This window comes from Pseudomonas sp. Q1, from assembly GCF_009935975.1.
GTDB classification, from domain to species: Bacteria; Pseudomonadota; Gammaproteobacteria; order Pseudomonadales; family Pseudomonadaceae; genus Aquipseudomonas; species Aquipseudomonas palleroniana.
In genome coordinates this window covers 13,899-33,311 of the sequence record NZ_QODI01000008.1, presented here as the reverse complement: position 1 = coordinate 33,311, position 19,413 = coordinate 13,899, and the positions used below count along the sequence as shown (strand labels likewise).

At 61.5% G+C, this 19,413-nt stretch carries 18 protein-coding genes; 9 read left to right on the top strand and 9 right to left on the bottom strand.

Annotated elements, in window-relative coordinates; genetic code table 11:
- Positions 1–124 precede the first annotated feature (124 nt).
- Both ggt and DK870_RS14005 read right to left on the bottom strand, forming a co-directional pair.
- Positions 125–1,849 (bottom strand): gamma-glutamyltransferase, encoded by a 1,725-nt coding sequence (gene ggt / locus DK870_RS14010; protein ID WP_161548899.1) that lies wholly within the window; start codon positions 1,847–1,849, stop codon positions 125–127.
- A 76-nt stretch (positions 1,850–1,925) separates the two neighbouring features.
- Entirely contained in the window at positions 1,926–3,311 is a 1,386-nt protein-coding gene (locus tag DK870_RS14005) for a PLP-dependent aminotransferase family protein (RefSeq protein WP_161549042.1), read from the bottom strand.
- 131 nt (positions 3,312–3,442) lie between these two features.
- Here DK870_RS14005 and DK870_RS14000 point away from each other — a divergent pair, with 131 nt between their 5' ends.
- Genes DK870_RS14000 through DK870_RS13985 form a run of 4 tightly spaced genes read left to right on the top strand, consistent with a single transcriptional unit; the run spans position 3,443 to position 6,146 of the window.
- Positions 3,443–3,919: a carboxymuconolactone decarboxylase family protein gene (locus DK870_RS14000; protein WP_060752789.1), complete on the top strand. Its 477-nt coding sequence runs from the start codon at positions 3,443–3,445 to the stop codon at positions 3,917–3,919.
- A complete protein-coding gene (locus tag DK870_RS13995; RefSeq protein ID WP_161548898.1) occupies positions 3,912–4,352 on the top strand; it encodes a GNAT family N-acetyltransferase in 441 nt (146 codons plus the stop codon). Before DK870_RS14000 ends, DK870_RS13995 begins: the two co-directional genes overlap by 8 nt.
- Positions 4,349–4,942, top strand: a complete 594-nt coding sequence (locus DK870_RS13990; RefSeq protein WP_104993536.1) for an FMN-dependent NADH-azoreductase — start codon at positions 4,349–4,351, stop codon at positions 4,940–4,942. The genes DK870_RS13995 and DK870_RS13990 overlap by 4 nt, the downstream gene beginning before the upstream one ends.
- A gap of 58 nt (positions 4,943–5,000) precedes the next feature.
- The gene (locus DK870_RS13985) at positions 5,001–6,146 is read left to right on the top strand and encodes a MalY/PatB family protein (RefSeq protein WP_161548897.1); all 1,146 of its coding nucleotides are present in this window, start codon (positions 5,001–5,003) and stop codon (positions 6,144–6,146) included.
- A 50-nt stretch (positions 6,147–6,196) separates the two neighbouring features.
- Here the strand turns inward: DK870_RS13985 and DK870_RS13980 are convergent, their stop codons facing one another.
- Complete coding sequence (locus DK870_RS13980) at positions 6,197–6,412, bottom strand: molybdopterin-binding protein (protein WP_060752785.1); 216 nt, start codon at positions 6,410–6,412, stop codon at positions 6,197–6,199.
- A 317-nt stretch (positions 6,413–6,729) separates the two neighbouring features.
- Here DK870_RS13980 and DK870_RS13975 point away from each other — a divergent pair, with 317 nt between their 5' ends.
- From DK870_RS13975 to DK870_RS13965, 3 genes are read left to right on the top strand one after another with little or no spacing between them, the layout of a single operon-like run.
- A complete protein-coding gene (locus DK870_RS13975; RefSeq protein ID WP_161548896.1) occupies positions 6,730–7,686 on the top strand; it encodes an aliphatic sulfonate ABC transporter substrate-binding protein in 957 nt (318 codons plus the stop codon).
- 10 nt (positions 7,687–7,696) lie between these two features.
- Positions 7,697–8,524, top strand: coding sequence for an ABC transporter permease (locus DK870_RS13970; RefSeq protein ID WP_090371297.1), 828 nt, complete (start codon positions 7,697–7,699; stop codon positions 8,522–8,524).
- Between the two features lie 20 nt (positions 8,525–8,544).
- Complete coding sequence (locus DK870_RS13965) at positions 8,545–9,237, top strand: ABC transporter ATP-binding protein (protein WP_218580522.1); 693 nt, start codon at positions 8,545–8,547, stop codon at positions 9,235–9,237.
- A 98-nt stretch (positions 9,238–9,335) separates the two neighbouring features.
- On the opposite strand, the gene DK870_RS13960 is transcribed toward DK870_RS13965, so the two are convergent.
- From DK870_RS13960 to DK870_RS13940, 5 genes are all read right to left on the bottom strand, one after another.
- Positions 9,336–10,946, bottom strand: a complete 1,611-nt coding sequence (locus DK870_RS13960; RefSeq protein ID WP_161548895.1) for a GMC family oxidoreductase — start codon at positions 10,944–10,946, stop codon at positions 9,336–9,338.
- A gap of 25 nt (positions 10,947–10,971) precedes the next feature.
- Positions 10,972–12,189 carry a mandelate racemase/muconate lactonizing enzyme family protein gene (locus DK870_RS13955; protein WP_161548894.1) on the bottom strand — a complete coding sequence of 406 codons (1,218 nt, stop codon included), beginning with the start codon at positions 12,187–12,189 and terminating at the stop codon, positions 10,972–10,974.
- A gap of 1 nt (position 12,190) precedes the next feature.
- Positions 12,191–13,501 carry a nitrate/nitrite transporter gene (locus tag DK870_RS13950; RefSeq protein WP_104993530.1) on the bottom strand — a complete coding sequence of 437 codons (1,311 nt, stop codon included), beginning with the start codon at positions 13,499–13,501 and terminating at the stop codon, positions 12,191–12,193.
- Positions 13,502–13,576: 75 nt separating this feature from the next.
- A complete protein-coding gene (aldA, locus tag DK870_RS13945) occupies positions 13,577–15,001 on the bottom strand; it encodes an aldehyde dehydrogenase (RefSeq protein ID WP_161549041.1) in 1,425 nt (474 codons plus the stop codon).
- Between the two features lie 115 nt (positions 15,002–15,116).
- Complete coding sequence (locus DK870_RS13940) at positions 15,117–16,046, bottom strand: LysR substrate-binding domain-containing protein (RefSeq protein ID WP_161548893.1); 930 nt, start codon at positions 16,044–16,046, stop codon at positions 15,117–15,119.
- A gap of 284 nt (positions 16,047–16,330) precedes the next feature.
- Between DK870_RS13940 and DK870_RS13935 the strand changes: the two genes are divergently transcribed.
- Positions 16,331–17,563, top strand: coding sequence for an MFS transporter (locus DK870_RS13935; RefSeq protein ID WP_161548892.1), 1,233 nt, complete (start codon positions 16,331–16,333; stop codon positions 17,561–17,563).
- On the opposite strand, the gene DK870_RS13930 is transcribed toward DK870_RS13935, so the two are convergent.
- Complete coding sequence (locus DK870_RS13930) at positions 17,501–18,415, bottom strand: LysR family transcriptional regulator (RefSeq protein WP_090371308.1); 915 nt, start codon at positions 18,413–18,415, stop codon at positions 17,501–17,503. The genes DK870_RS13935 and DK870_RS13930 overlap by 63 nt on opposite strands.
- A gap of 105 nt (positions 18,416–18,520) precedes the next feature.
- On the opposite strand from DK870_RS13930, the gene DK870_RS13925 reads away from it, so the two are divergent.
- The gene (locus tag DK870_RS13925) at positions 18,521–19,402 is read left to right on the top strand and encodes a phytanoyl-CoA dioxygenase family protein (RefSeq protein ID WP_161548891.1); all 882 of its coding nucleotides are present in this window, start codon (positions 18,521–18,523) and stop codon (positions 19,400–19,402) included.
- Positions 19,403–19,413 lie beyond the last annotated feature (11 nt).

Below are 19,413 nucleotides of genomic sequence, written 5' to 3'. Positions count from 1 at the left end.
CGAGGCGTCCTGTTGGGGCGGCTGCGCCACCCAGCGCGGGGCAAGCCCGCTCACTACAGCCCAGTGACGGGCAGGTGTTGCGACGTCATTAGCAGCCCAGTGACAGGCAGGTGTTGCGACGTGATCAGTAGCCCAATGACAAGCCAGTATTGCGACGCGGATCATTCGCCCCATAGAAGCGGTTATTACCCACCGGCTTACCCTCCAGTGAAGGCGCGCCGACCAGAATCGCCGCCAAGTGGTTGGCATCCTGAGGGCCCGCAAACTGATGGCCCCAGCTTTCCAGGATCTTCTGGGTATCGGGGCTTACGGCAAACCGTTCCAGGTTGGTGGCTGGCGGCATCCACTGCTGGTGGAAACGTGGCGCATCCACCGCCTCCTGAATGTTCATCTTGTAGTCGATGACATTGAGAATGGTCAGCAAGGTGGCCGTGATGATACGGCTGCCACCCGGCGTGCCCACCACCATCACCGCCTTGCCATCCTTGGTCACGATGGTCGGGCTCATCGACGACAGCGGCGCCTTGCCCGGCGCGATGGCGTTGGCTTCGCCCTGGACCAGGCCGTACATGTTCGGCACGCCGACCTTGACGGTGAAGTCGTCCATTTCATCGTTGAGGATCACCCCGGTTTTGCTCGCCATCACGCCGGCACCAAACCAGTCGTTGAGGGTATAGGTGACCGAGACTGCGTTGCCCCACTTGTCGACAATCGAATAGTGCGTGGTGTTGTTGCCTTCATGGGGCGAGACGCCCGGTTTGATCGCCTGGGAGTCGCCGGCTTTCTGCGGGTCGATGGCGGCGCGCAGCTTGGCGGCGTAGTCCTTGTCCAGCAGGTGGGCGATCGGGTTCTTCACGAAGTCCGGGTCGCCGAGGTAGCTGTTACGGTCCACGTAGGCGTGGCGCATGGCTTCAATCTGGTAGTGCAGGCCCTGGGCCGAGTGATAGCCGAGGTCGGCCATCGGGTAGCCTTCGAGAATGTTCATGATCTGGCAGATCACCACGCCCCCCGAGCTTGGCGGCGGCGCCGAGACGACGTGGTAACCCCGGTAATCGCACTCGATGGGCGCCAGTTCACGGGTCTTGTATTTGTCCAGGTCGGCCTGGGTGATGATGCCCTTGCCGGCCTGGCTGGAATCCACCAGCGCCTTGGCGACCCAGCCTTTATAGAAACCGTCGCTCCCTTTGGCGGAAATTTCCTTGAGGGTCTTGGCCAGGTCTTTCTGCACCAGCTTCTGGCCGACCTGCATCGGCTGGCCGTTGTGCAGGAAGATCCCGCGCAGGTCCGAGTCTTTTTCGAATTCACCGGTGGCCGTGTGCAGCAGGTCGATATCCCCCTGCTCCAATTCGAAGCCGTTTTCGGCCAGTTTGATCGCCGGGGCAATCACCTGGGCGCGCTTGAGGGTCCCGTATTTGATCAGCGCCAGCTCCATGCCGGACACGGTGCCGGGGACCCCGACCGCCAAATGGCCCTTGGCACTGAGGCCATCGATGACCTTGCCATCTTTGTCCAGGTACATGTCGGCGGTCGCCGCCAGGGGGGCTTTTTCGCGGAAGTCGAGGAAGGTCTTGCGCCCGTCGGCCAGTTGCACGGTCATGAAACCGCCGCCGCCGAGATTGCCCGCCGCCGGGTACACCACCGCCAGCGCATAGCCGACCGCAACGGCCGCATCCACCGCGTTGCCGCCAGCCTTGAGCACATCCACGCCCACATGAGTGGCCAAATGCTGGGCGGTGACCACCATGCCATTTTCACCGGCCACCGGAGCCTGGGACGCAGCTTGCACACCGCTGACGGTCAACACCAGTGCAGTAGCAATCAAAGTACGGCTGAAGGGTTGGTATTTCATCCATGGCTACTCTAGTTATTGAGGTGCACCAAAATAGCCCTTCCCGGTTTTAATCCCCAGCGCAATGGCGTTTTTATTACAGAACTTGTCGGTCACAGAACGATGACGACTCGATCACGCCGCGCAGCAACAAGGCCAGCTCCGACGCTTGTTGCGCCGTGGCGACATTCGTGAACCCCATCAACAAGCCCTGCTCGCGATGTGCCCCCAGGGTCCACACCGACAGCGCCTGTACCGCCAGGCCCGCCGCGTTCGCCGCCTCAGCCACGGCCTGGTCCGATACCGCCACCTCCAGGCGCACCAGCAGATTAATCCCCCCTGCTTGCTCATCCACCCGCAAAAGACCCGCGCAATGCGTTGCCAACGCATTGACCAGCAACCCATGCCGCTGCGCATATAACTGGCGCATCTTCTTCAAATGCCGGGTGAAATGTCCCTGCTCCAGGAAGTCTGCCGTGGTCAGTTGCAATAATTGCGCGCTGCGTTGCTGCAACGCCTGGGCACTGCGCTCAAATGCCGCCACCAGGGCGGTGGGCACCACCAGGTAGCCGAGGCGCAGCCCGGGAAACAGCATCTTGCTGAAACTCCCGGCATGGATGACCCGGTCATCGTGATCCTGGCTCTTGAGCGCCGCCAGCGGTTGGCCCCGGTAGCGAAATTCACTGTCGTAATCATCCTCGACCACCCAACTGCCCTGCTCCCCGGCCCATGCCAGCAAGGCCTGCCGCCGCTCCCGGCTCAAGGCCACACCCAACGGGCTTTGATGCGCCGGGGTGACCACTGCCAGCCGCGCCTGCATGTCGAGTCGAATGCCCTGCGCTACGTCCAGGCCATCACGGTCGACCGGCACCGGCACCAATTCCACGCCGCAATGGGTCAACAGTTGGCGCCCATGCAAGTAGCCAGGGTCTTCGAACCAGCAGCGTTGCCCTGTCATCTGCAGCGCATCGCACAGCAGCGTCAGGCATCCGGCATAACCGGCGCAGACAAATACCTGCTGTGGCGCGCACTGCACGCCGCGGTACAACGCCAGGTAGTTGGCGATGGCCACACGCAGCGCCTGGGCGCCGCGCACGTCACCCATCGCCAGGCTGTCGGCATCGGTGCGGCGCACTTGTTGGGTCACCAGCCGCGCCCACAGCTTACGCGGGAAGGCATCGAGGGCCGGCAGGCCCATCTGCAAGGCCAGGGGGCTGCGTACCACAGGCTCAACCACCGGCAACGGCTTGACCGACACCGTCGGCAGCGACGCGGCGATCACCGTGCCCGCCTGACCGCGGGCCTCAAAAAAACCTTCGCTGACCAGCAGTTGATAGGCCGTCTCCACCGTGCCTCGCGCCACCTTGAGCTCCAGCGCCAAGCTGCGCACGGACGGCACGCGGTCACCGGGGCCGAACTGGCCCTGGTCAATGGCCAAGCGAAAACGCCGGTAGATTTCCTGGTACTTGGGCAAGGCTGACATCACGGGCGGGCTCGACAGGGATACACGGCGAAGTCTGATCATGTCCCAACCCACTTGTCCAATCATGCCCCTGTCGAGCGATCCGTCAGCCACTGAAAATGACGCATCACTTACTCCACACAGGATCCCCCATGAAACACCGACTCGATTACGCCCAAGCCGCTCCTGCGGGCTACAGTGCCCTCGGTTCAGTGCACCGCTACATCCACGGCTGCGGCCTGGAGAAAGAGTTGATTGACCTGGTGTACCTGCGGGTTTCCCAACTCAACGGCTGTGCCTATTGCCTGGACTCCCACTCCCGCGACCTGCTCAAACAGGGCATCGATCTGGAGAAGCTGATGCTGGTCGCCGCCTGGCATGAGGCCTCGCCGCTGTTCACGCCGCGTGAATGTGCGGCCCTGGCCTGGGCCGAGGTGGTCACCCAGGTGGCGCAGACCCAGGTGCCGGACGCCGATTACACCAGGGTCTCGGCGCTGTTCAATGACAAGGAAGTGGCCGACCTGACCCTGGCGATCGCCCTGATGAACGCCTTGAACCGCGTCGCCATCAGCTTTCGCAAGGTGCCGGCCGCCGTCAAAGCCCATCTGGTGAATCAAGATCATGAATGAACAGGTCGAATTTGTGCCGATGCAGACTGAAGCCGACTGCATCGCAAGCTTTGCGGTAATGCAGCAACTGCGCCCGCACCTGACGGATGCCGTCACCTTTGCCGAGCAGGTCCAACGCCAACAGCAGGACGGCTACCACCTGCTGGCCGCCCGAGAACAAGGTACGGTGATCGGCCTGATCGGTTACCGGCTGACGGAAAACACCTTGTATGGCCGCTTCATCTATGTCGACGATCTGGTCGTCGATGCCGCCTTGCAACGTCGTCGCCTCGGCGAACAATTGCTGGACCGCGTGCGCGAAGAAACCCGCGCACGCGGCTATCGTTACCTGGTATTGGACACCGGCATGCACATGGCCCTGGCCCAGCGCTTCTACTTCCGCCAGGGCCTGTTACCGCTTGGCATGCACTTCTCCCAGGATCTGAACCCATGACCCGTGCCTTGTTACTCAGCTTCAGCCCCCATGGCAAAGCCGCACACGGCTTCAAACTGGGCCGCGCCCTGCTGCGCGACCTGCTGCCGCAGGCCGAGGTCACCGAACGCGACTACGGCGGCCAGGCGTTGCCGCCGCTGACCCGCGAATACGCCGATGCCCTGACCACGCCTGGCGGCCTGAATGGCGACGCGACGGCAATGTCGGAACAGCTGATTGTTGAACTGGAAGCCTGCGACCTGCTGATCCTGTGCACCCCGGTACACAACTTCACCGTGCCGGCAGCGCTCAAGGCCTGGATCGACCATGTGGTGCGCATCCATCGCAGCTTCACGGTCAGCCCGCAGTTTGAAAAGGTCGGCCTGTTGCACGACCGGCGCACCTTTGTGCTGGTCAGCTCCGGCAATGCGCGCAAAGGCCACGAGCCGGACTTTCTCACGCCGTACCTGACCACCGTCCTGGCGACGATCGGCATTCGCTCGGTGGACTTTGCCTACCTGCCGGCCATGGTGCGCGGTGAAGCAGCGGTCAATCACGCCCTGGAACAGGCCCACCAACAACTGTCTGCGGCAATCAGCACTGGCCTATAAAATTAATGGCGCTAGAATCGGCGCCATTGTTTGCCCGCCTTCCTGATACGAGCCGCCCATGAGCTTTGATTTCGACACGATCCACCCACGCCTCGGCACCGGCAGCACCAAGTGGAACCGTTACCCGTCTGACGTGTTGCCGATGTGGATCGCCGACATGGATATCGCCGCACCACCGGCCGTGCTGCAAGCCTTGCACCAGCGCCTGGACCAGCAGGTTCTGGGCTACAGCGTGGCCGGCCCGGATGTGCGCGAAGCCATCGTGGCCGACCTGTGGGCCAAGTACGCCTGGCGGGTGCAGCCGGACGAATTGTTGTTCCTGCCCGGCGTCGAACCCGGCTTCAATATGGCGCTGCACGCCTTTGTGCAACCGGGCCAGCCGGTGGTGCTGCAGACCCCGAACTACCGCCCGATTCGCCTGGCACCCGGCCACTGGAACCTGCCACGCATCGAAGTACCGTTTGAACGGGTCGGCGCTGAATACCTCACCCCGCTGGCGACCCTGCAAAAGGCACTGAACGGTGCCGGCGCGCTGCTGTTGAGCAACCCGCATAACCCGATCGGCAAAGTCTTCCCCCGCGAAGAACTGCTGGCCGTGGCCAACGCCTGCCTGGAAAATGGCGCGTTGATCATCAGCGATGAAATCCACGCCGAGCTGTGCTTCGACGGCCGCCGCCACATCCCCACCGCCAGCCTCAGCCCTGAGATTGCCCAGCGCACCATCACGTTGATGTCGGCGAGCAAAGCCTACAACGTGGCCGGCCTGAAGACCTGTTTTGCCGTGGTGCAGAACGCCGAGATCCGCGAACGCTTCAACAACGCGCGTTGCGGCATGGTCGATAGCGTCAGCCCCCTGGGCCTGGAAGCCACCCGCGCCGCCTACAGCGAATGCGCAGAATGGCTGGAAGCCTTGGTCAAGTACTTGCAAGCCAACCGTGACTACTTGCTCGACGCCGTGCAAACCCGCCTGCCAGGCGTGGTGATGCATGCCCCGCAAGGCACCTTCCTGGCGTGGCTGGATTGCAGCGCCCTGGGCCTGGACGACCCGCAGCAATTCTTCCTGGAACAGGCCAAGGTCGGCTTGAGTGCGGGGATCGAATTCGGCGATGACAGCCAACAATTCGTGCGCCTTAACTTCGGTTGCCCACGGTCGATGCTGGAAGAAGGCGTGCAACGCATGGAGCGCGCCCTGCGTCATCGCTGACACGCAGAGCGCCTGGGCGGTGTTCCCACGCAAGGCGTGGGAACGCGCGGTCAGAGCTTGGCGATCGACACTTCCGTCGACTTCACAAAAGCGATGACCTCACTGCCCACCTTCAATTCCAGATCACGCACCGAACGGGTGGTGATCACCGAAGTGACGATGCCGGATGCGGTCTGCACGTCGATTTCGGACACCACTTCGCCCTGCAGTATTTCCTTGATCACGCCCTTGAACTGGTTGCGCACGTTGATCGCTTTAATGGTCATGTCGGCTTTCCTTCAGCTGTTGGGTCAATCCGCACGAATGCGCAGGCCCTCAAGATGCAGCAGCGGAGAAAAACACAAAAGGAATATATAACTATTTATTTATTCCACTTAGACATATGAAGAGGTGTTGCCCAGCAAACAGTGATTCAACAATCTGCCCCTCTCACCACAGCAATCATCCCGCCCCCCCCCCCCGCCAATACGCTGCCGAACCCGCTGGCACAGAGACTGCATATTCCCGAAAAGCATGATGGAACATGCCGACTAATTTTCTAAGCATAAGAAAATCTCCTTCCCATGCCTTTCGGAGCGGTTCCATGAAACCCATTACCCAACGCTTATTGGGCGTCTTCGCCCTCGCGCTGTGCCTGCAACCCCAGGCCTTTGCCGCCGAGACAGATCCGGCCCAAGTCAACCTCGACTACGCCTACTATTCGCCCGTCAGCCTGGTGCTCAAGCATTTCGGCTGGCTGGAGCAGGCCTTGCCGAACTCCAAGGTCGGCTGGGTATTGAGCCAGGGTAGCAACCGGTCCCTGGAGTACCTCAACAGCGGCGGCGTCGACTTCGCGTCTTCCGCCAGCCTGTCTGCGGTGTTGAGCCGCGCCAATGGCAGCCCGATCAAATCGGTGTACGTATACAGTCGCGCCGAATGGACGGCCCTGGTGGTGCGCAAGGACTCGCCGCTTAAAAATCTCACCGACCTCAAGGGCAAGAAAATCGCCGCCACCAAGGGTACCGACCCGTACCTGTTCACCCTGCGCAGCCTGCAAAAGGCCGGGCTGAACAAGGACGATGTGGAATTGGTGCACCTGCAACATCCGGATGGCCGCACCGCCCTGGAGAAAGGCGACGTCGACGCCTGGGCCGGTCTCGATCCGCATATGGCCGCCAGTGAAATCCAGGCCGGTTCGCGCCTGCTCTATCGCAACAAGGACTTCAACAGTTATGGCGTGGTCAGCGTTACCGAGACGTTCGCCAAGGAGCATCCGCAGACCATCACCAAAGTGCTCGGCGCCTACGAGAAAGCCCGCGACTGGGCCGTGAAGCACCCGGATGAATTCGCCAAGCTGCTGGCCGACGAGTCGGGTTTGCCGTTGGAAGTGGCCAAGTTGCAACTGTCGCGCACCGACTTGAGCACACCGTTCCTGAGCAGCCAGGATGTCGTGTCATCCAAGGCCGCGGCGCCGATCCTGGTGTCTGAAGAACTGGTGCGGCGCGGGGTGAACGTGGACCAGGTGATCGACCAGTTGATCGACACCTCGTTCAGTCAATAAGGGGCGCGGGATGACCAGCAAGACCCAGATTTTGCCGCTGACGGCACCGCAGGTGATCAACCGCAGCGCCTGGCCACGCAGGCTCAAGGGCCTGGTGTTGCCGGTGCTGATCCTGCTGATCCTGGAAGGGGTCGTGCGGGTGGGTTGGTTGCCGTCGTACCAGATGCCGGCGCCCAGCGAAATTGCCGTGACCCTGACGCAGCTGGCCGAGGGCGCGCTGTGGAAGCACATCAGCGCCAGCCTGGGCCGGGTGCTGCTGGGCTTTGCCATCGGCGCCGGGCTGGCCCTGGTATTTGCCGCCTGGGTAGGGTTGAGCCGTGAGGCCGAAGCTTACCTGGAGCCGACGTTCGCCGGGTTGCGTTCGATCCCGAGCTTGGCCTGGGTACCGCTGTTGCTGTTGTGGCTAGGTATCGATGAAACCTCGAAGATTGTGCTGATCGCGATTGGCGCGTTCTTCCCGGTGTACCTCAATGGCGTCGCGGCCATTCGCGATATCGATCGCAAGCTGGTGGAAGTGGGCCAAATGTATGGCTTCAGTCGACGCCGATTGGTACGCCGCATCCTCCTGCCCGCCGCCCTGCCCGGCTTGTTTACCGGTTTGCGCAGCGGCTTGAGCCTGGCGTGGATGTTTCTGGTGGCGGCTGAACTGATCGCAGCCACCAAGGGCTTGGGCTACCTGCTCAGCGATGGGCGCGAAACCTCACGGCCGGACATCGTGCTGGCGGCGATCATCGTATTGGCGCTGTTGGGGAAGGTCAGCGATGGCCTGCTCGCGGCGCTGGAAAAGCGCTGCCTGGCGTGGCGCGATACCTTCAACGGTCAAGGAGCGGAGCAGTGACTGCATCGCCGTTATTGGATATGCGCGTGGAGCGAAAGAGCTTCAGCGACACCGTGGTGTTGAGCGACGTGAGTCTGGTCTTGCAACCTCGCGAAACCGTGAGCCTGCTGGGGCCAAGCGGCTGTGGCAAAAGTACGCTGTTGCGTATCGTCGCCGGGCTGGACAAGGACTATCAGGGAGAACTGCGCAGCCCGGATGGAGAAGTCGCATTTGTGTTCCAGGAACCGCGCCTGATGCCCTGGCTGACGGTGGAGCAGAACATCGGTTTCAGCGACGATAACCACTACGATAAAGCCTGGGTCACGCAATTGATCGAGGAGGTCGGCCTCAAGGGCTTTGCCCAGGCGCTGCCCAAGGCATTGTCCGGGGGCATGGCGCAACGAGTGGCCATCGCCCGTGGCCTGTATTCGCGACCGCAGGTCTTGCTGCTGGATGAGCCGTTCAGCGCGGTGGATGCGTTTACCCGCATGAAGCTGCAGGACTTGCTGCTGCAACTGGCCGAGCACCACGCCATCGCGTTGCTGTTGGTCACCCACGATGTGGACGAGGCGCTGTATTTGAGTGATCGGGTGCTGGTGATGGGCAACCGGCCAAGCAGCATTCGCCAGGCATTGGCGGTGGACCTGCCGCACCCCAGAGACCGCCGTGATCCAATGCTGGCGCAGCTCAAAGCGTTGTCCCTGACGCAATTGCAGCGAGCGCACGTGATCTGATCCAGTAGCTGGCGGTCGGGCCCTAATGCCAGCCAGGCGAGGCGCAACGCTGTCACTGTGGCTGGCATTGCCCCTGGTGCATCGGTGTCGGGAATGCCTCAAGCATCCTGCAAAATCAGATCCGCGCCCTTCTCCGCCACCATCAACACCGCCGCATGGGTATTGCCCGAAGTCACATTCGGGAAGATCGACGCATCGACAATGCGCAATCCGTCCAGTCCATGCACCTTCAAGCGCTTGTCCACCACCGATGTACGCGGGTCCGAGCCCATGGTGCAGGAGCCGCAGAGGTGGTAGATCGAGCCGCTGTTTTCGCGAAAGTATTGCAGCATCTGCTCATCGCTCTGCACCGCCGCGCCCGGTAGAACCTCGGCCACCGTGATGCCCTTGAGCGCAGGCGCCTGCATGATCTTGCGCATCAATCGACTGCCCTGGATCACCTCATCGATGTCCTTCTGGGTGCTCAGGTAGTTGGGGTCGATCAGCGCTGCATCACGCGGGTTTTTCGAGGCTATGCGGATGGTGCCGCGACTGGTGGGCCGACACGGATTGAAGCACAGCAGGAATCCGGAATACGGCTCGGGCTTGAGGCTGGCCTTGTTGTTTTTCGGGATCTGGTAGGACAGCGGGTTGAAGTACAGCTGCAGGTTAGGGTCAGCCTGCTCGGCGTTTCCACGGAAGAACCCGCCGGCCTGGTTGACGCTCATCGCCAGCGCGCCCTTTCGCGTGAACAGGTACTTGAGGCCCAGCTTCAGTTGGCCGAACAGCGAGCTGAGTTGGTCGTTCAGCGTCGGGATATTGGCCTTGTAGTAGTAGCTGACGCACAGGTGGTCCTGCAGGTTTTCGCCCACGGCCGGCAGGTGCTTGACCAGTGGGATATTGTGTTCAGCGAGCAGTTGTTGATCCGCCACACCGGACAATTGCAGGATTTTCGGCGTGTCCACCGCACCGGCACACAGGATGACCTCCTTGCGTGCGGTAAAGGTGCGGGCCACGCCGTGCTGGGTCACGCTGATGCCCGTGGCGCGCTGCTGGTCGTCGAACAGCACGCGGTCGACCAATGCGTGCAGTTCCACCGTCAAATTGGTACGGCCGAGCGCCGGATGCAGGTGCGCAAAACTGCTGGAGCAGCGCTCGCCATTGCGCGTGTTGACGTCATACAGGCCCGCGCCTTCAAAGTTCGGGCCGTTGAAGTCATCGCTCAAGCCATAACCGAGTTGCTCGCAGCCCTTGAGAAACACGTCGCAAATCGGGTGGGTATGGCCCTTCATCGGTGTGATGCTGATGGGGCCACTGCCACCGTGATACTCGGTGTCACCCAAGGGGTGGTTTTCCAGCTTGCGAAAGTACGGCAGCACGTCCGCAAAACTCCAGCCGTCGTTGCCATTCGCCGCCCAGTCATTGAAGTCATGGGCCTGGCCGCGCACGTAGATCATTGCGTTGATCGAGCCCGAGCCACCCTGTACCTTGCCGCGAGGTGCATAGATAGCCCGATCGGCCAACTGCTTTTGCGGCTGGCTGTAGTACATCCAGTTGAAGGTCGGGTTGTAATACATCTTGGCGAAACCGACCGGGATCTTGAACCACCAGGAACTGTCCTTGCCGCCGGCTTCGAGCAGCAACACGGAGTATTTGCCCGAAGCGGACAGCCGGTTGGCCAGGACACAGCCTGCGGCGCCAGCACCGGCGATGATGTAGTCATATGTCATTCACGGTTACCGCGTAAGTCGTTTTTTAGCCCTTGGCGGGCGAAGTGTCTTTGACGTCAGCCGGGGTTGGCGCCATTTGCAGGTGCAGGCGTTCGCCGGTATACGGCGTGTGCTTGCGCACCACGTCCATATTCAGCTCCACGCCAAGCCCGGGTTCGGTGGACGGGATGATGTAGCCGTCTTCCCAGTGCAGCGGCCTGGTCAGCACCTCGGCGTGGAAACCACCCCAGGTCATGATGCTTTCCTGGATCAGGAAGTTCGGCGTGCAGGTCGCCAATTGGAAGCTCGCTGCCGCGCCAATCGGCCCGTTGTACAGGTGCGGCGCGATCTGTGCGTAGTAGGCTTCGGCCATGCTCGCGATCTTCTTGGCCTCCAGCAGCCCGCCGCAGCGCGCCACGTTCATTTGCAGGATCGATGCACCGCCGGCTTGCAGCAGCTTGAAGAACTCATATTTGGTGGTCAGCCGCTCACCGGTGGCAATCGGGATGCTGGTCTTGGCCGCGACCTGGGCCATGGCCTCTTCCTGGCCTGGCGGCACCGGCTCTTCGAACCACAGTGGGTCGTATTTCTCCAGGCGCTTGGCCAGGCGGATCGCCGACGAAGGCACCATCTGCCCGTGAGTGCCGAACAGCAGGTCACACTTGTCGCCCACCGCTTCGCGGATCTTGCGGCAGAACGTCTCGCAGCGTTCCAGCACTTCCAGGGAGATCTGGTGGCCGGAGTACGCGGTGTACGGCCCGGCCGGGTCGAATTTCACCGCCGTGAAGCCCTTTTTCATGTTCTCGATGGCGCACTCGGCGGCCAGGTCCGGGTCGTCGTAGTCGTACTCGCCCTTGCTGTTGACCGGGTACAAGTAGGTGTAGGAACGCAGGCGCTCGTTGACCTTGCCGCCCAGCAACTCGTAGACCGGCTTGTTGGCGGCCTTGCCGATGATGTCCCAGCAGGCCATTTCCAGGCCGCTGACCACGCCCATCATGGTCAGGTCCGGGCGCTGGGTGAAGCCGCTGGAATAGGCTTGACGGAAAAACCGCTCGATGTGGTGCGGGTCATGGTTGAGCAGGTAGCGCTCGAACACATCCTCAATGATCGGCAGCATGGCCTTGGGGCCGAAGGTGGCGGCGTAAATCTCGCCGACGCCTTCAATGCCACAGTCGGTCTTGAGCTTGACGAACAGCCAGTACATTCCGCCAATGTGCGGCGGTGGTACGGCAACGATATGGGTTTCAAGGGCGACGATTTTCATCTCAGGCACCTGTCCGGTTGAATTTTTTACGGTTGATCCGGGCGCGCAAGGTCAGGGCCGCCAGGGTCCCGAGCACGCCGATAAAGGCGATGTAGCCGAAATACAGGGTGTAGCCGGCCTTGCCCGGGTAGGTCTCGGTCAAGTAGCCGTTGATCAAGGGGATAAAGGTGTCGGGCAAGTAACCCACCACCGACACAATGCCGATGGCCAAGCCGGTGATGCGTAGCGGGATGTCGCAGCTGTCGAGGATCGCCCAGTACAGGCCGCGAATCGCGTAGGTCATCAGTCCGATAAAGATCACCGTGCCGATCAGCAGCCCCAGGCTGTTGAACGCAGGGAAGACGATCAGCCCGAGCATGGCCAGGGTCACCAGCACCAGCGCGACAATCAGCACCGAAATGTTCGAGAACTTGTCCCCCAGCCAACCGCCACCGATGCCGCCGATGGGGCGCATCCACAGCTTGATGGTCGTGATGGTGCCGGCCATCACGGCGGTCATGCCGCTGCCTTGCAGGTAGTCGGAAAAACTGTAGGTGGCCCAGAACATGTGGTAACCGCAGAACACGATGGCGGTCACCAGCCACAGTTCAGGGATCTTCACCAATGTCGTCAGGTCGGTTATCAGGTTGAACTTGCCCTTCTCCACCGCTGCCGTTTCGGCCAGGGACTTGGGGTCTTTGAGCAACACCAATCCGCAGCCGATGGCGATGCAGATAAACGAGTACAGGTACACCACCTGCTTGAAACCTTCAGCCGCCGACCGGCTTTGCGTTTCGGTGGCATAGGCAAACAGACCCAGGGCCACGGTCGCCAACAAGGCTTCCACCAGGCCGCGCCCGCCGTCGAGAATGCCGAAGAAACGGCCCTGCTCAGAGGGGTGCGCAATCATCTTCACGCGCTTGAGCACCGAGGCCCAAAAGGTCAGGCCTGTGGTCAGCCCCCAGCAAGCGAAGATGATCATCAAGCCGGTCATCGACGGCACGCTGGCGTACCACCAGCCCAATGCACCGGTCGCGACCAGCGAGAAGAAGATCAAAAAGCGCGGCGGCAAACGGTCGGCCAGCCAACCGCTGGGCAAATAGCTGAGCAAAAAAACCGTGCCGAGCATGGAGTACAGGTAACCCAGCTCGCTGTGGTTGATCTGGAACACATCGAGCATGGTGGTCTGGTAGACCTGACGCAGGTAGAGGATCGGGTAGATCGCCCCCGCCGCCAGTACCAGTAATAGCAGTTGGAAATAGCGACTGGCTTTGTCGCTGCTTGCCACGGACACGGCAACGGAACCCTGGGCAACAGGTGCAGGCTTGGACATCGTGTAGACCTCGGGCGCCCGATGCGCGGGTGCCCTGATAATTGTTTTTATTAAAGGTGCAGCGGTGTGCGTGGCTCAGTACTTCATGACCACCAAGCGGGTCTGGGTGAACTCCAGCATCCCGTGCTTGCCGTCGTCGCCGCCCAGCCCTGAGCGTTTCCATCCGGCGTGGAAACCCTGGTAGGGGTCCGCCGGGGTCCGATTGACATACAACTCGCCGGCCTCGATCGCATTCGCCACTTTCATTGCCGTGCGGTAGTTCTCGGTGTAAAGCACCGACGACAGACCGAACTGGTGGTCGTTGGCCATCGCCAGCGCCTCATCGATGTCGCGGTACTTGAGCACCGGCAGCACCGGGCCGAAGATTTCTTCCTGGATGATTTCCATGTCCTGGCGGCAATGGCTGAGCAAGGTCGGCGGATAGAAATGCCCAGGGCCGTCGGGCAGCACGCCGCCTGTTTCCAGTACAGCACCGGCGGCAACGGCGCGCTCGACCATGGCGTGAATATTCTTGCGGGAACTGGCGTTGGCCAGCGGGCCCATCAGGCCTTCGTCGTTGGCACGATCGCCGAACTTCACTGCGCTGATTTTGGTTTTCAGCAGTGCGAGGAAGGTGTCATGGACCGCCTCGTGCACATACACCCGCTCCACCGCCGTACACAGCTGGCCGCAGTGCGTGGTCTTGGACGCGACGATGGCGCTGGCGGCCTTTTCCAGGTCGGCATCGGCTTCGATGATCGCCGGCGTCTTGCCGCCCAGTTCCAGGGACGGCTTGGCGATGTTGGCCTTGCAGTAATCGAGCACGATACGCCCGGCATTCACGCTGCCGGTGAGGGTAATCAGGCCGACCGCCTTGTGGGTGCAGACGCTGGCTGCGGTGGCGTGGTCCATGGTGAGGATGTTGATCACACCGGCTGGAATCCCGGCATTGACCACCGCTCTGGCGATTTCAAACGCCGACAGCGGTGTGTTGTTGCTCGGGCGCACCACCACCGTGTTACCGGCGATCAACGCCGGGGCGATCTTGCGCAGCAAGGTATACACCGGATAGTTGAACGGAATCAGGCAAGCCACCACGCCAATCGGTTCGCGTTGCAGGAACAGGTTTTCGTCCGGCGTGTCGCTGGGGATGATCTCGCCTTCGATACGGCGCGCCCATTCGGCATGGTAACGGGTGATCTGCGCGGCGTAGCGTGCTTCGTTGCTCGCGTCACTGACGCTTTTACCGGACTCCCTGGCCAGGGCCGTGCCGATGGCTACGGCGTGGCTGTCCAGGGCATCGGCCAAGGCGCGAAGGTGCTCGGCGCGCTCGATGCTGGTGAGCTTGCCCCAAGTCTTCTGGGCGACGGCAGCCGCGTCGACGGCAGCGATGGCCTCGTCGGCGCTGGCGGCACTGACGTGACCGGCGAGGGTTTCATCGGCAGGGTTGTAGACGGCGATCAGGGCATCGCTGGCCGGTTCGACGAACTGGCCGTTGTAGAAATTGCGCTCGAATTGCATGTGGTTTGCCCAACGTTGTTGTTTTGCGAGTGACATGCAGTTTTGTCGTTGTATGGAGGGCGGGCAAACGACTTATTAGGTGGGGTAACATGCGAAAAATGCAGGTTAGGGGTAATCAACCCGCCGCCGTAGACGGCTCCAACTGCCGCTGCGCCAACCAGATCTCCTCCTGCAACCATCGCTCGAACACCTGCAACTGCGGCATATCCGTCTGCTCGGGTCGGGTCACCAGCCAATACGACTGATGCCCCTCCACATGCACATTCAACACCTGCGTCAACTGCCCACTGGCCAGTTCCGCCGCGACCATATGCCAATCCGCGATGGTAATCCCCAACCCATCCGTCGCCGCCCGGATCGCCAGGTCCAGCAGGTCGAATTCATACCCGCCCTGCGTATCCACCCCATGAATCCGCGCCGCATCCAGCCAGTGCTTCCAGGTCAGGTAACGCTGGTCCTCATTGGCCAGCACATGCAGCAAGGTCATGCGATTCAGATCCACGCCATCGCTGCATTCGCGGGCGTACAGCGAGGGCGCGCACACCGCGATATGCCGCTCCTGGATCAACAAGGAACTGTCCAGCCCGTCCCACTCACCATTGCCAAACCGAATCGCGCAATCGAGCGTACTGGTCTGCGCCAGGCTGTCCTGCAAGCACGTGGTAATGCTCAGTTCCAACTCCGGGTGCGCCTCATGCAAGCGCCCCAGGCGCGGCATCAACCAGCGACTGGTGAACGTCGGCGGTGCGTTGATGTGCAGGCGGTTGGAGTGGGTTTTCTGCTGGATGCTACGCACCGTCAGCTCGATCTTGTCGAAGGACTGGTGCAGCGCGCGCAGCAGCACGCGCCCGGCGCTGGTGAGTTCGAGGTGATGATGGCGACGCTCCAGCAGACTCTCGCCCAATTGTTCTTCAAGCTGGCGCACCTGGCGGCTGACTGCGCTCTGGGTCACGTTCAACAGTTCCGCCGCCCGGGTAAAGCTGCCGGTGCTGCCGGCGACTTCGAAGGCTTTGAGGGCATTGAGACCGGGCATTTTACGTTTCATGGAGGGCACTCGACAGCAACTGACAAGGGAGCGAATTCCCACGGCACCGCAGGAAAATTTTCACACAACATACCTTTTTGTATCAGTTCAGCGGTAGCACCCAGCATCGCTGAAAAACACTCGGCTTTAATCTCCCGCGTCGTTTTTCGACGGTTAGCGTCGTTATCGAATAAATAGCACGCGTATTACGCATGCACACTAAGACAATTAAGCATTGGTGACTGACCTGCCACAAAAGTTAGTCTGGCTGAAAACTTACTCACTTATTAACTTCGGGCCGCAGCATGTCGACAACAACTTTCTCATCGCGACGAAGTATCGGGCTGCTGGCACTTGTGTTCACCGCCTGCAATGCAACCACCCACGGTTTCAGTATTTTCCTGTATTCGGCGTTATTGCCGCAGATCCGTGAGTTATTTGAGTTGAGCTACAGTCAGGCCGCGCTGATTGCCGCGCTGCTGCAACTGTTCTACATGGGCGCTTCGATTGCCAGCGGCATCGCCGCCGCGTGGGTAAGCCCGCGCACCATGGTGCGCCTGACGATCGTATTGAGCCCGGTCCTGCTGGCGCTGGCCGTCGCCACGCCGTGGGTGCTGCCGTTTGCACTGTGCCTGGCACTGGTGTCGGCGTGCGCGGTGTCGAACTGGAACGCGATTGCAGCCTTGGCCCGTGAGGTGATCCCCGCCAGCCACCGTAGCCGTGTATTAGGGTTGGCATCGTCGGGAGCGGCCTTTGCAATCTGCTTGAACGGGCTGCTGATTGCAGGCTTGCAGGGCTTGACCTTGCGCCAATTCTGGTTGATTTGCGCCGGTTTGACGCTGCTGGTCACCCTGCTGACGCTCTGGGCCTTGGCGCCCCCCGCAGAGCAGGCGCCCCGCTCCGCGACGCCGCCCACCTTCAGCGAGGTCGCCAGGCAGTGGCTGCGCCTGTGCCTTGAGCAACCGGTGGCCCTGCAGATTGTGCTGCTCAGCGGGTTTATCGGCGCGATCAGTGGGCCGTTTCTCAATTTTCTATCGGCGTTTGCCAGCGATCAATTGCAGGCCAGCGCCACCGTGACCGGTACGCTGTGGACGCTGATCGGCATCGGAGGCGCCGTCGGCGGGCTGCTGCTCGGGGCGCTGGCCGATCGCTGGGGCGCGCTGAGGGTCATGGCGCTGAGTATCGGTGCCTTCGGCCTGGCCATGCTCGGCCTGCTGGGCCATCCCAGCCTGCTGCTCAGTGTGTGGGCAGCCGCCTTGTTCGCTCTGTTTTATTTCCCGTCCTGGGGCTTGATGGCGGCCTACCTCAGTGCCCGCCTGAACCCGGTGCACAGCCTGCAGGTGGTGAGCCTGAGCATGGTCAGCTATGGCCTGGCCAGCGCCGCGGCCAATGCGCTGTGCGGCGGGTTGTTGCAGGTCAGCGGCGAGTTTGCCGTGGTGCATGCCTGGATCACCGGCTGGGTGCTGGCCAGCCTGCTATTGCTCAAGCGCATGGCTCGTGCGAAGGCTGTCGAAGTGCCGGTGCTGCCGGCTCCCTGAATCGCCTAACTGACGTTGTAGAATCTGCACCAGTGCGTCCACTTCCGGTACCTGGCAACCGGTTGAGCGCCAGAACATCAGGCGCGCCGGGGCAATCGGCGGAAAGCCCTGGCGCTCGTCCAGAATTTGCCAGCCTTGCGGCACTAAACGCCGCGCCATGACGCCCACGGATAATCCTTGCTCGATGGCAATCGCAATCCCGCGCGGGCTCTGGCTGGTGTAGACCACTTGCCAAGAGCGCCCCGCGTGGGCCAGCGCCTGCACGGCATTGGCCCTGAATGCGCAGCCCTCGGCGTACACCGCAAGCGGTACCGACTGGCGCCCCACACCGCTCCAGCTCGGTGCTGCGACCCACGCCAGCGGCTCATCGCACAGGTATTCCCCAGGCTGCAAGCCGGCATGCTCGACGCCTAGCACCAGGTCCAGCTCGCCGCGCAGCAAGCGGCCAACCAGCGCAGTCGACATTTCGCAGCAGACATCCGGACGCACCTGGGCAAACTGTGCCTGGAAATCCTTGAGCATCCCGCCCAGGCAGTATTCGGCGTAATCCTCGGGCATGCCCAAGTGAATACACACCTGCTCGTTGGGCAATTGCGCGGCACTGATCGCCTCGACGTGCAGCTTGAGGATTTGCCGGGCATAGATCAGAAAGGTTTCCCCGCTTGGCGTGAGGCCAATGGAGCGGCTGGTGCGATGGATCAGTGGCGCGCCGACAATCTCTTCGAGTCGTTGCAAACTCTGGCTGACGGTGGACTGGGTTTTATGCAGGCGCTCGGCAGCAGCCGAAAATCCCTGGCACTCGATAATTGCCACAAACACTTTAAGTAAGCTGCCATCCAGTTCGCCTGACATAACTATCGCCCCTGCCGATGGATTCGATCACAACTTGTAATTTCCACTTCAAACCGCTTTACGCAACTATCGACTCAACACCACCACCGACTTCAGGAGCCGTGTATGAGTCTTAAACTTGCCGATGCCGAAACCGGCGATATCAGCGACATCGTTAATACCGAACTCTATCCCATACATGATTCGGGCCATGTTCAATTACGCGCACTCATTGAACACGCCCGCGCCGAACTGGCTGAGGACGGTTGCTGCCTGCTGAAGAACTTCCTGCGCCCACAAGTGCTGGAGCAGGCGCGCCAGGAAGGCCAGGCGCTGGCGGGCAAGACCTTTTATTCGGTGCGCAAAGTCAACGCCTACTTCACCGAGGATGACCCCAGCCTGCCCCAGGATGATCCGCGTCGCACATTCATGGAGCGCACCAGCGGCTTTGTGACCCGCGACATGATCGCTCCTGACGCGATCATTCACCGGCTGTACGTCTCCCCCATGATGAAACGCTTTATCGGCGCCTGCCTGGATGAACCGGAGATTTTCGAATACGCAGACCCTTTCGCCGGGCTGGTGATCAACGTCATGCCCGAGGGCACCGAACAGCCTTGGCACTTCGACACCAACGAATTCATCGTCAGCATGATGACCCAGAAGCCCGAGGCCGGCGGCCGGTTCGAGTACGCGCCGATGATCCGCTCGCGCAGCCAGGAAAACCTCGGCGCCGTCGGCAAAGTGGTGCGCGGTGAAGACCGCTCGCGCGTGCAGGAACTGGAGCTCAACCCCGGCGACTTGCAGATCTTCAAGGGCCGCTTCTCGGTGCACCGCGTGACCCGCGTGGAAGGCACCATCGAACGCAACACGGCGATTTTCGCCTACTCGGAAAAGCCCGGGATCATCGGCCGCGCCCAACGCACCAAACAGCTTTACGGACGCCTGTCCGAAGCGCATCTGCAAGCCGAACGCAACCTGGTACGCAGCGACCAGTTGCTCGACTGATTGACCTTCTA